Raw genomic sequence first — 11095 nt, forward strand, 5'->3', positions numbered from 1 at the left:
TTTAAATCTCAATACTTTCAAAACTAAAAGGAATACAATTGGCGTCAACGAAACATTTTTTTATTAAAGTTTCTTTTGAAGCCAAAACCCAAAAGCAATCACCGTGTCCTGCACCCATTGTTTTATACGAAATTTTCTTTTCATTTAAAGCATAAATGATTAAATTTAATTGATTATTATTTTTTGGAATAATATTTTGTTCTTTAGAAAGTGCTAAAGAATTATCAAGTAATGCAGCAACCTCTTGTAAATTTTTGCAATCTTGAAATTTGTTGGCAATTGCTGAATGTTTTGTTGCATAATCAAGTTTTTTTGCGTCTTGACTAAAAATTTTTAGAGCATGCGTTGTTTCTGAGTAAATTTGAGTTGCAATAAAACAACCCAAATTTTTAATAGGTATATTAATTGAAAACGGTTCAATTTTAGGAATGCAAGAGTTTTTTTGGTTTTGAAATAACCATAGTTTGGTTGGTTGTTTTGTCCTATTATTGTGAGATGCTGCAAGCTGCACTGCAACATCATAACAACTTCCCGATGTTTGAATATTTAATAGTGATTGTCGTACTTTTTCCCAAAATAAAGATGATTCAAGAAATTTTTCTGTATTATTATAAAATAATTGCCATAGTCCTTTGGAAACGCTTGCAATAATTGCTGATGACGAACCAAAGCCTAGTGCGGGGCTGTATGAATGCAAAATTTCAATTTCTAGTTGATAATTATTTAAATGCTCTTGCCAAGGTTGCAAAAGTTGAAAGAAAAAAAATAAATTTTTATTGTCTTTTATAGTGTTAAGAGAAGTTGATGAAGTTAAAGAAAATTGTAATATTTCGTTTTCAAAAAATTTACTTTTAACAATAATAGAATTTAAAGCAACTTGTTGTTTTAAAGTTAAAGAAACATGAAAATAAAAATCAAAAAAAGTAACAACAATTGCTTTGCCGCCCAAAAGTACGCCATATTCACCAAATAATAATGCCTTAGCTGGGGTATAAATTTGTACGTTTTTCATGCTTACGCTTGGCTTTATGATTCTGAGTTTTGCGATTCAACAACAGAAATGCGAGGAAGGTGGTCGTAACGTCTCATCATTTCGAGATTTTTTTCGTGTAACGCCATATGTCCCTTTTGAATCCCCTCGCAGCCAAGTGCTCGTATTGCCGATAAGTTTTGTGCCAACCCAACGCTTGCAATAATTGCAGATAGTTGTGCCGCAGATGGAGCTCCTAATAATTTTAAACATGCAATTGCTGTGGGGTGTAACGCTGTCACCCCGCCAACGGTTCCTACAGCAATAGGAACGGCAATTTCGCCTTGTAAACGATTGTTCTCATTGACAAACCATTTGGTTAGTGGCTTGTAACTTCCAGTTAATGACGCATAGGCATGGCAACCAGCCTCTACGGCACGCCAGTCATTGCCCGTGGCAATAACAATTGGGTCAATGCCATTCATAATTCCTTTATTATGGGTGGCTGCACGAAATGGATCGAGATCGGCAAATTCCCACACTGAGCAAATTCTGTGTGCGGCCTCTTCGCCAGAGTAGCCGTCTCTTTCTAGGGCAGAAAACTCCACTTCACACTTTACGCGAGTGATACGATGCAGAGTGAGGTTTGTTAAAATTTTTGATCCCACTGTACAGGGCAAAAGACTTGGTAATTTTCGTCCCACTTCTTCTGCAATGGTATTGACGATGTTTGCTCCCATAGCTTCACAGGTGTTGACATTGATGTGCAGCACAAAGTAGCCTGGTTTGTTTAATTCGCGTAGTTCTACACTTTTTACCCCACCGCCACGCGTCTTTAAGCGAGGTTGGCAGAGTTCTGCAAGTTCATGAATTTTGTTTTTTAAGTTTTCATGAAATGCCTGATACGTATTAAATGAAGGTGGGACAATAAATTGCACTTGGCAGGTTGCAATGGTTTCGGTTGGTTCTGAAAAAAAGCCGCCACAGGTTCTTGCCAGTTTTGCGCCAAAGCTTGCTGCAGCCACTACGCTGGATTCTTCAACTGCCATAGGAATAAAAATTTCTTTACCATCAATTAAAAAATTGGTTGCAATGCCTAACGGCAAAGAAAAGCTTCCAACACAATTTTCAATAAATTTTTCTGCTTGTTCTATTTGTAAAGCACCAGAAACGTTTAGGGCATGAGCTTCATCGGGTGTCAAAATATTTCGAGTTACTAAAGCTTGGCAACGTTGTTTTGAGTTCATTTGCGCAAAATTAGGAATGCGGCTTGAGGCCAACGCAGGTTGGTTTTGAGATACTTTGGAGCTCGTTTCTGATGAAGACACAGAAGTAGCACGCGAAAGAAGATGGTGTATTTCTTTTCCCATTTTTTAATACCCTTAAAATTATGGTGAGGCCCACACGATGCGGGAACTCGAATCAGAAAGCTTACGTGCTCCTGTACAAAACATTGTAATAGAAAGAGCGTCTTGAAAAAAAGCAAGCTCTCTTTCGACAGCATCTTGCGGCGTTTCCCCTTTAAGAGGAGATAGCGCAGCACGGAATAAAGGTAAACCAATTCCTACCATTGTGGCTCCAAGAGAGACTGCTTTTGCAACGTGAACACCATTTCTAATGCCACCCGTTGCAATTAAAGGTATATTAGAATTTAGCGTATTTTTTAGCTTTGTACAGGCTATCAAAGATTCGTCTGTTGCTAAACCCCAGTTTTTAAAAAGGGCGCCAAGTCGTTTGCCATGAGAATTCGATCGTAGCCCTTCTATGTAACCCCAACTTGTGCCCCCCATGCCGCCAATATCAACTGCAGAAACTCCTGCTTCAATTAATTTTTTCAAAGTTGTAGGAGCAATGCCAGAACCCACTTCTTTTATAATAAGTGGTACAGAAATATTTTTAGCAATCTGTTCAATTTTTGAGAGTAAGTTAGAAAAATTTCTTTCGCCTTCGGGTTGAATGCATTCTTGCAGGGCGTTGAGGTGCAGGGCAAATGCATTGAGTTCAAGGTTATCAATCAGTTTTTGGATGTCAAAGAGTGTAACACCGTAGTTAAGACTAACAGCACCTAAGTTGCCAATTAAAAATACGTTTGGAGCTACTTTTCTAACATTAAAGAGTTTTTGATATTTATCATCTTTGAGCAGCATTTTTTGGGAGCCCAAGCCCATCGGAATTTGTAAACTTTGTGCTGCTAAGGCTAAAGCTTCATTAATTTCTTGACCTTTTTCAACTCCACCCGTCATGCCAGTGATAAGAATTGGAAGCTTAAATGTATTGTTGAGAAAGCTTTGGCTGGTTTCCACATCAGAAAAATGAAATTCTGGCAATGCTTCGGGAATGAAACGGATTTTTGCAAAGAGATCTGCTTGAGATTCGACGTCTTGCGTTTGGCAAATTTGAATGTGGTCATTTTTACGTGTTTCCATGAGACTTGGCGTATCTTCAATATAAGGTACCAATTTTTCATGTTTTTGAGGTTTTAAGTGTGACAAAGTCAAATGCTCCCTTAATTGAGATATTCAATACACCTTTCAATGACTTAACATAAAAAAGCAGACAATCAAGAAAAACAAATTTAAAATTCACTTTAACTGTTTATTTAATATGACGACATAGGTAAGAGAGGCGAATTTGACTATCGATTTCTCCTAAATTAGAATTTAAATAGTCAGATCATTGATATTATTGGAGGGAGCATGGGCTCCAAAACGGATGCAAATGTGTTATGGATGACCGAAGTGAATCCAACACAATTTTTCCGCGAAATGGTTGTTGAGGCACAAGAGCGCCAAAAGCTAAAGCTATCTGAAAATGTAGAGTATTATATTGTTAACTTGTTGTGTGGTTATTTGCGCGCAACGGAAACGGAAGACTCTGACAATTGTTTGGCTTTAATTTTAAAAAAAGCACTCGAAAGCCCTCCGGCCGAAAGAGTTGCCTTATATAAAAAAATTGCGGATACATCGCTCTATTTTTCTGGATTTTTTCAGGAATATTTTAATAAAAAAAGTTTTGATATTAAGTATTATGTAACCATGGGTGAATCGGCATACCAAGAGCTTGCGCATTTATTAAAAGGGAAAAATTCTTATCAAATGACAATGTCTGCCATTTATCAAGAAATGAGCGAGAGCTTTTTGCATGCTGTTGATATTTTGCTTGATGTTTCGGAACAAACGTCGCAGCAAAATCAAGAGCGTTCTATTTTAAGTATTTATGATGCATGGCTGAATACAAATAGTGCAAAACTAGAAAAGGAGCTTTTTTCTAGAGGGGTGCGTCCTGTTAAGATTCCAACCCGTAAGGTTCAGTAAATATGGCAATGCCAAACAACAAAGTTGTTTTAAGTTGCATCCAAACTCTTAAAATTTTAGAAAAATATTATAGTTTTTCGGTTACAAATTCTATTAAAGAATTTTTGTTACCTCCTAATACCTCAATTCCTGAGCATAGCGGGCAAATTTTATTTGAAGAAGATAAAACAAATGAAGAATTTTTTATTGGTGTGCAATTTGGGACAAAAATTGTAAATGAGTTTGAACATAATGTGACTATTTCTATTAATAGTTTGTCTGTTTTATCAGAAGAAATGAGTCATTTTAAATTGTTGTTGGATACCGTGTTGAATAATACTTCTATTTCAATGCTAGAACTTGAGATGCTAGGAGAAATTGATAGATTTTTATGTTTAATGCACTGGAATCAAGAATCTTCATTACAAAAATTGGCATTAACGTGGCAAAATTTACATGATATTTGTGATGCCGTATTTATTGGTGATCGTTTTTTTGGCGAAAATAAAAAATTATATATTGATGCCGAAGCCATGGCATTTAAACATTTAAAAATCGCATTTAAAGATAATTGGGATGCCACCCGCTACGATTTTTCTAAAATAAATGGCAAGGCGAAAAATTACCTTGCCACGATGCGCAAAAATTTATTGCGGGCTTAAGAAAAACAATTAGAGTGTTGGGTTGATAATATCATTAAGTTCTTTAAGGCTATCATTGATTTCTGTGACACTGAGAATTTGGTCTTCATCTAAACGTTCAATATCAGACGCAGTATCATTATTATTGATTAAACTATCTAATTGAGCTGTAATAACTCTTAAATTAGTTTTAATAGTATTTGTGTTTAATTTATCGAGAGCATCAATAACTGGCTTAATATTCTCTTTACCTCTTAAAATTGCCTGTAAAGTTTCTTTGTAAATTTCGGTTTTCTTTAAAATAAAACTGTTAATGTTATTGTTAAGTGAGCTCAACTGACTCTCAATATTGTCTATTCTTTGTTGTAGTGTTTGAATTTGTGCTGTTTTTGATGAGTCACTCTGGAATTCGTTTTTCAATTGATTAATTAAAGTGTTGAGGCCATTTGTGCCATTTATTATTGTATTTAATTCTGTAATTTTGTCATTGATTTGCCTTAATTCTGTGTTGCTAAGATTTATAATTGCAGATTCATTTTTTGTTACTCTATTGTCTAATTCACTGAATTTATTTCTTAATTCAGTTACTGTGTTTGTAATTCTTGTGTTAAGTTCAGCATCTTTAATTTGTAAATCTGCAACTTGCAGATTTAAGCTATTAATACGGCTTAATGCCAAACTTATATTAGCTTTCATTGAAACAATTTCTGTTCTTACAAATTGATCTAAATTCTCTAAAGTTGTTTTAAAAATAGCAAATTCTTGAGATAATGCATTAAATTTTGCATTGATTAGATTAGACAAGGTTGTTTTTAGGGTATCGATTTTATCTGCAGTATCTGTAACATAACGAGCAAGTGCTTCTGAAATATTTTTAATTTGAGCATTAAAGAGTTCTTTTAATTCTTTAATTTTATCATTAAATACACTTTCTCTGGTAGAAATTTCATTTTCAAAAAAAGAATCAGTGTTGACATGAACTAATAATTTTTCTTTGGTATTGATAATGTATCTATTCGCAACAACGCTGAATTTATGGCCAATCACAATACTGTGAATTTGATGATCAAAAGAATTGTTTATCGTAAATTGAGTTGTGCCATCATCTAGGTTATGAACTGTACCAATTTTATTGTCTTTGTAATCGCGAATTTCAAAAGATTCATCAGGAACAAAAGCAATTGTAGATCCTTTGTCTGATAGAAATTTAATATTATACAATTTAGGATTTAATGGTTGATTTTTATTGTTAATATTAACAGAAAAATTGTAAATATTGTTTTTTACTTCGTTAGTAAAAGAATTTAAAATTATTGGAGGTAAAGGGTATGATTGAACTTTAATATTAAATGTTTCAGAGACTTCATCACCAATTTTTAACACCAACTCTGCAAGGTCTGTTTTGTTAGGAATTAGTGTGGTGGTATGACACAATGATTGGTCTTTAACATTTAGTTGAAAATTTTCTAATGCGCTAGAATATAGGTTTATATTATCAAAATTCAATTGTTTTTTAATGTTATTGATATTTGCAAAAGAATTTAAAATAACGCAACCACTTTCAGGAATAATAATTGTTTGTGCATCTGGTTGTGCTTCGTAGTTAGCAGAAGGTGCAACATTCAAGTTAAAGCTTGCTTTTGATTTTTGATACGTGGCTTCTGGAATAGAAGTGTTTTTTCCACAGCTTGCAAGTAAAATTGAAAGCAAAGAAAATGGTATGCTAATTTTTCCTAAATTATTTTTTTTATTCATGTACTTATACCTTAAAAAAAAGTTTTTATTAGCTAAAAAAGACAAAATTGCTAACTTCTTTTATTTATATTTTTATTTAATTGTTGTCAAATAACAATTTTTTAAGGTATAATTAAAAATTAAAGATTTAAATTTAAAAATAATAATAAAAATAAAAATTTATATTTAAAATAATATTGTTAAATTTATATTATTAAAAAATTTAAGTTGTTAAATAATTTTTTGGGTTTTTAATTTTCTTCAAAATATCCTTCATCGTTTTCAAAAGAATGTATTGTTTTTTCTTGTGATTCTTTTCGCCATAAAAACCAAGATAAAGATTGTTCTTCAAGCCATGAATATTGTTCTTTAATATGAATTGGAATATGCAAATCACAAAATAATTTAGCTTCTTCATAGGTTGCGTGTTGATTGTGTTCAAGCCAAAAGCGAAATTTTTCTTTAAAATCATTTTTATCAAACATAATATTCACGCCTTTTAGCTGAATAGTTTTGCGATCTCTGTTTTTGTGCAGACATCTCCTTATTATTCGGAAAAAAAGAGGGTATCTTGAGTGTTTTTTTTTAGTTACTGTGTAATTATAACAGCGGTTTATAGCTTTTAGAGGAGTTTTGTATTTTTTAATTTTTAATTGAGGAGTGGGTGTATGCATCGAATTAGTCTTGAGTCTAAGTTTGTCACCAATGATATTTTATTTGAATTAAAACAAGCTGATGCATTGCATATTTCTCTAGAATTAAAATCTTTTTTATTAGAGTGTGAGTATCCTTGGAAGGCGTTGGGCAATACTCTAACTCAATTTATTCAAAAAAATATTCAACTTATAGAGCCACAGCATCGAATTTTAGGTCAAGTCAGTCCTGCAGCATTTTTAGAAAATTTAGAAAATATTGTCATTAAAGAAGGAGCTGTTGTCGAAGCGGGTGCTTATATTAGCGGTCCTTGTATTATTGAATCTAAGGCAGTGGTTCGTCATGGAGCCTACATTCGAGGTTCGGTATTTGTCGGCGAAGGCGCTGTTGTGGGTCATACCACTGAATGTAAGGGCTCTATTTTGCTGCCTTATGCGAAAGCTGCGCATTTTAATTATGTAGGGGATTCTATTTTAGGGTATGACTCTAACCTAGGAGCCGGAACTAAACTTGCAAATTTAAAAATTAATCACAGTTATGTATTAATTGTATTAGATAATAAAAAGGTTGATACGGGGCTTAAGAAATTTGGTGCCGTTCTGGGGAATAGAGCGCAAACCGGTTGCAATGCAGTGACAAACCCTGGAACCATTATGCTTCCCGAGGCGGTTTTGTTTCCAAATCAAACCGCCTTAGGAATTGTAAAGAGATAAGCTAATAAAATTATTGGCCTAGGTACTTGTTGTAAATTTTTGCAACAGTGCCATCGTCTCTCATTTTCTTTAATGTGGTATTGAGTTTTTTAATAAACTCATCGCTTGCTGATTTGTGAAACGCCGCATAGAGTTCTGTTTTTTCAAAAGTCAGAAGTGGAGTGAGCTGTCCTGCTTTGGCTCTTTTTGCAGTCCATGGCCCCAATACTGAGCCCGATGCCCAAAGGTCAATTCTTCCTGCTTCAAGTTTTAAGGCGCTTTGTTGGTCGTTTGTTGCAATATCTAAGTTTTTCTTAGGTTGAAAACCTTTTTTAATTAAATAATCTGTAATTGCGTTGCCATTATAAACACCAACAGTGTATTTTTTAGCATCTTCTAGGTTGTTCAGTTTAATTTTTGTCCCTTTTTTTCCAAACATGACCCAGTCATTTGAGGCAAGAGGTCCAACCCACTTGAATAGAGTTTCTCTTTCTGGAGTTCGTGTCGTTGAGTAGAGAGCCGTATTCGGTTCATTAAGAGCCATTTTATATCCCCGTGCCCATGGAAACACTTCAAGGGTAAATTCTATTTTTTCCCTTTTTAATAACTCTTTCATAATATCTGTTGAAATTCCAATGGTTTGCTTGTTTTCTACCATATTAAATGGAGGAACAAAATCTTCGGTAATAACTGTAATTTTATCTTTAGCATGCGTTACTTGTAACGTTAGAAAAGACGAGATAAATAACAAAATTTTTAATGAAATTGGGTTCTTCATGTTTTTCCTTTCTCTCTTTCTTAAATTAAATAAACCAAGTCATATGTTTATCTATCGGTAGAAAATTAAAATAAAGTAGAGAATTTTATAAAATCAGTTAACTTTGTGTAAATAAATAAATAAAAAAAATATGTAATAATTAAAAAAAAAAATTATAATCAGTACTTTTCGTCGATACAAAGGAACTTGTGTCTTTTTAATTTTTTAAAAAAAGGAGAAATTGTTTTAAATTTTAGTAGATAATCATTAGAATTTCTTTTTGCAACACTATATTTTTTAAAGGAGCAGTATGTATAAGAGTAAAATAAATTACATTTTTATATTTTTAGCAGCAACTTTTTTTGTTTCATGTAAAAATAATGATGACATTAAAACAGCTCAGGTTAAGTTAAAAAACTTAAACATGCTCAGTTCACAAAATAATAATGATGATGAATATTCTGAGGAAACCTTGATTAAAACCGGAGAAAGCGCTCCAGCGTCAATATTTCAAGGGTTTAATAAAATGGGATTTTCATTTACAGAATTTTGTCTTGAAAAGAAAAATGTAGAGTATCCAAAAGAAGTGGAAAGAACAGTTGTAAATTTAAGTGAAAACTTAAAAGAAAACGATTTTAAAAATGCGTTGCATGTTGGTAGCTCTGCAGAAATTTCAATTAAAGGTTTTGATATTTCACCAGAATTAAAATTTTCTAAAGAAGCCGCAGTGAGTCGTCTTAGTCGTTCAATAACATATTCTGTTTATGTAAAACTTGGCGAAGCAAAATTTGTAAATAATCCTAATGATAGTTTAAAAATTAACCCTTACTTAAATAAGTATTTTAACAATTCTGGAGAGCTGATTGATTCTTATCGGTTTGTTAAAAAATGCGGTGATGAGGTTGTGACATCGCAAAAGCTATCAGCAAAAGTATTAATCACATTAAAATTGAATTTTGACTCCATTAGTTTATTAAAAAGCTTTGAATCAAAAGTCGGTATTGCAAGTAATGTATTAAAAGTTGGAGAAAAAATTGGAGTTAATATCAATCTTAAAGAACTTGATGAAAATACAAAAAAAGGTGTGCATTTAAATTTATATGCAATTCAGTTGGGTGGTAAGCCAATTGAGCTAACAAGAATTGTTGGCGCAAAAAATTCTTGTAATTTAAATAAAATTGAAGAGTGTGTTAATACTATTAATAAATTAACACAATATGTTTCTGAATCATTCTATTCTCAACTTGATGCTAATAATATTGCGACATGGTTTGTAGAGACTTCAAATACGACGCCTTATGATGAGTTGAATATTGTAAATCAAGAAGAAAATTTATTATCATTTAATTGGACTAAAAATTATGCAGAATCAACTAGCTATTCATCATTAAGAACAATAGTTAATCAAAAAATATCAAAAGAAGTTGATAATTATTTTGTAGCTAACAATATTTTAGAAAATTTAAGTCTAACAGACAAAGAAAGAGAGTCAATTAATGATGTTATAAAAAATTCTCAGCAAAATATTGATTCACTACAAAATTTTTCCAAAGAGTGCTATAAAGATTTATCAAATTGTTTAGCAAATTCTGAAACTATGTTACAACAAATTTTGTTAAAATATGACGATTCTGTATTGAATATAAAATTTGGTACTTTAATTGCTAAAGTTAAATCTAGTAAAATACCTTTACCGGGTCAAAAAAATCAATCTTCAGAAGATTTTTTAGATATTAAGAGTATTATTGATAGTGGAAAATATCATAGTATTTTCTTTAGAACCAAAACAATAGACAATCAAGAAATCTCTGATAAAAAAGTAAGATTTAATTTAATGTGTAATAAGCCTTGGTTTAAGGGCCAGATCCTGTGATTTTTAATGCTGTTTATGCTGGCTTTGAGTCTATGGTTGATGGACTTCAAAAGAGATATGACGCTTTATGTTCTGGTAATGAAATGGTGTATGTTGCCACTCCTCGTAATGTAGATTTCAATGATTTTATTATCGAAGTGTGGGGTAGAGAATAGCAAAGAGGCTGGACAAGCAAAATAAAAAAGGTGAGGTAGCTTAAAAGACTACCCACCTCTTTTTATTTTGTTTATTTTAAAACAGTTTAGCGTAAAACAGCCAATAAATCTGATTTCAAAATATTTTTAGCAACAAAACGCCCTTTATAAAAGCCGCATGACTCACACACTGAATGAGAAAGTCTCGGAGCAGAGCAGTTTGAGCAGCTGGAAAGATTGATAGCACTGAGTGCATGGTGAGCACGGCGCATGTTGCGGCGTGAGCGGGATACTTTTTTCTTTGGAGTTGGCATACTAGGTTATCCTCTTCTTGCAATTTCAAGTAT

The 11095-nt window shown here is 32.6% G+C and carries 12 protein-coding genes; 5 read left to right on the forward strand and 7 right to left on the reverse strand.

Features of this window, described 5'->3' with window-relative positions:
• Position 1 precedes the first annotated feature (1 nt).
• The 3 genes from Spiro2_RS03310 to fni are packed head-to-tail and all read right to left on the reverse strand — an operon-like array spanning position 2 to position 3462.
• Positions 2-1012: a hypothetical protein gene (locus Spiro2_RS03310; protein ID WP_338637019.1), complete on the reverse strand. Its 1011-nt coding sequence runs from the start codon at positions 1010-1012 to the stop codon at positions 2-4.
• A 14-nt stretch (positions 1013-1026) separates the two neighbouring features.
• Complete coding sequence (locus Spiro2_RS03315; protein ID WP_338637021.1) at positions 1027-2340, reverse strand: hydroxymethylglutaryl-CoA reductase, degradative; 1314 nt, start codon at positions 2338-2340, stop codon at positions 1027-1029.
• A gap of 18 nt (positions 2341-2358) precedes the next feature.
• A complete protein-coding gene (gene fni, locus Spiro2_RS03320; RefSeq protein WP_338637023.1) occupies positions 2359-3462 on the reverse strand; it encodes a type 2 isopentenyl-diphosphate Delta-isomerase in 1104 nt (367 codons plus the stop codon).
• Positions 3463-3666: 204 nt separating this feature from the next.
• On the opposite strand from fni, the gene Spiro2_RS03325 reads away from it, so the two are divergent.
• Together Spiro2_RS03325 and Spiro2_RS03330 are read left to right on the forward strand one after the other, a co-directional pair.
• On the forward strand, positions 3667-4284 hold the full coding sequence (locus Spiro2_RS03325; protein WP_338637025.1) for a hypothetical protein: 618 nt from the start codon (positions 3667-3669) through the stop codon (positions 4282-4284).
• 2 nt (positions 4285-4286) lie between these two features.
• The gene (locus Spiro2_RS03330) at positions 4287-4925 is read left to right on the forward strand and encodes a hypothetical protein (protein ID WP_338637027.1); all 639 of its coding nucleotides are present in this window, start codon (positions 4287-4289) and stop codon (positions 4923-4925) included.
• 9 nt (positions 4926-4934) lie between these two features.
• Here the strand turns inward: Spiro2_RS03330 and Spiro2_RS03335 are convergent, their stop codons facing one another.
• Both Spiro2_RS03335 and Spiro2_RS03340 read right to left on the reverse strand, forming a co-directional pair.
• Entirely contained in the window at positions 4935-6659 is a 1725-nt protein-coding gene (locus Spiro2_RS03335) for a hypothetical protein (RefSeq protein ID WP_338637029.1), read from the reverse strand.
• Between the two features lie 230 nt (positions 6660-6889).
• Entirely contained in the window at positions 6890-7123 is a 234-nt protein-coding gene (locus Spiro2_RS03340; protein WP_338637031.1) for a hypothetical protein, read from the reverse strand.
• A gap of 183 nt (positions 7124-7306) precedes the next feature.
• Between Spiro2_RS03340 and Spiro2_RS03345 the strand changes: the two genes are divergently transcribed.
• A complete protein-coding gene (locus Spiro2_RS03345) occupies positions 7307-8005 on the forward strand; it encodes a hypothetical protein (RefSeq protein ID WP_338637033.1) in 699 nt (232 codons plus the stop codon).
• 10 nt (positions 8006-8015) lie between these two features.
• On the opposite strand, the gene Spiro2_RS03350 is transcribed toward Spiro2_RS03345, so the two are convergent.
• The gene (locus Spiro2_RS03350; protein WP_338637035.1) at positions 8016-8762 is read right to left on the reverse strand and encodes a substrate-binding periplasmic protein; all 747 of its coding nucleotides are present in this window, start codon (positions 8760-8762) and stop codon (positions 8016-8018) included.
• Positions 8763-9051: 289 nt separating this feature from the next.
• Here Spiro2_RS03350 and Spiro2_RS03355 point away from each other — a divergent pair, with 289 nt between their 5' ends.
• Both Spiro2_RS03355 and Spiro2_RS03360 read left to right on the forward strand, forming a co-directional pair.
• Positions 9052-10614 carry a hypothetical protein gene (locus Spiro2_RS03355; protein WP_338637038.1) on the forward strand — a complete coding sequence of 521 codons (1563 nt, stop codon included), beginning with the start codon at positions 9052-9054 and terminating at the stop codon, positions 10612-10614.
• A gap of 32 nt (positions 10615-10646) precedes the next feature.
• The gene (locus Spiro2_RS03360; protein ID WP_338637040.1) at positions 10647-10769 is read left to right on the forward strand and encodes a hypothetical protein; all 123 of its coding nucleotides are present in this window, start codon (positions 10647-10649) and stop codon (positions 10767-10769) included.
• 86 nt (positions 10770-10855) lie between these two features.
• Here Spiro2_RS03360 and rpmF read toward each other — a convergent pair whose 3' ends face one another.
• Positions 10856-11062 (reverse strand): 50S ribosomal protein L32, encoded by a 207-nt coding sequence (rpmF, locus tag Spiro2_RS03365; RefSeq protein WP_338637042.1) that lies wholly within the window; start codon positions 11060-11062, stop codon positions 10856-10858.
• Positions 11063-11095 lie beyond the last annotated feature (33 nt).

The sequence above is a fragment of the Spirobacillus cienkowskii genome, assembly GCF_037081835.1.
GTDB classification, from domain to species: domain Bacteria; phylum Bdellovibrionota_B; class Oligoflexia; order Silvanigrellales; family Silvanigrellaceae; genus Silvanigrella; species Silvanigrella cienkowskii.

Bases quoted from the DNA above. Each gene is read 5' to 3' on its own strand.
- Spiro2_RS03310 (WP_338637019.1), bottom strand. From the start codon at position 1,012: ATGAAAAACGTACAAATTTATACCCCAGCTAAGGCATTATTATTTGGT.
- Spiro2_RS03315 (WP_338637021.1), bottom strand. From the start codon at position 2,340: ATGGGAAAAGAAATACACCATCTTCTTTCGCGTGCTACTTCTGTGTCT.
- Spiro2_RS03325 (WP_338637025.1), top strand. From the start codon at position 3,667: ATGGGCTCCAAAACGGATGCAAATGTGTTATGGATGACCGAAGTGAAT.
- Spiro2_RS03330 (WP_338637027.1), top strand. From the start codon at position 4,287: ATGGCAATGCCAAACAACAAAGTTGTTTTAAGTTGCATCCAAACTCTT.
- Spiro2_RS03335 (WP_338637029.1), bottom strand. From the start codon at position 6,659: ATGAATAAAAAAAATAATTTAGGAAAAATTAGCATACCATTTTCTTTG.
- Spiro2_RS03340 (WP_338637031.1), bottom strand. From the start codon at position 7,123: ATGTTTGATAAAAATGATTTTAAAGAAAAATTTCGCTTTTGGCTTGAA.
- Spiro2_RS03345 (WP_338637033.1), top strand. From the start codon at position 7,307: ATGCATCGAATTAGTCTTGAGTCTAAGTTTGTCACCAATGATATTTTA.
- Spiro2_RS03350 (WP_338637035.1), bottom strand. From the start codon at position 8,762: ATGAAGAACCCAATTTCATTAAAAATTTTGTTATTTATCTCGTCTTTT.
- Spiro2_RS03355 (WP_338637038.1), top strand. From the start codon at position 9,052: ATGTATAAGAGTAAAATAAATTACATTTTTATATTTTTAGCAGCAACT.
- Spiro2_RS03360 (WP_338637040.1), top strand. From the start codon at position 10,647: ATGGTTGATGGACTTCAAAAGAGATATGACGCTTTATGTTCTGGTAAT.
- rpmF (WP_338637042.1), bottom strand. From the start codon at position 11,062: ATGCCAACTCCAAAGAAAAAAGTATCCCGCTCACGCCGCAACATGCGC.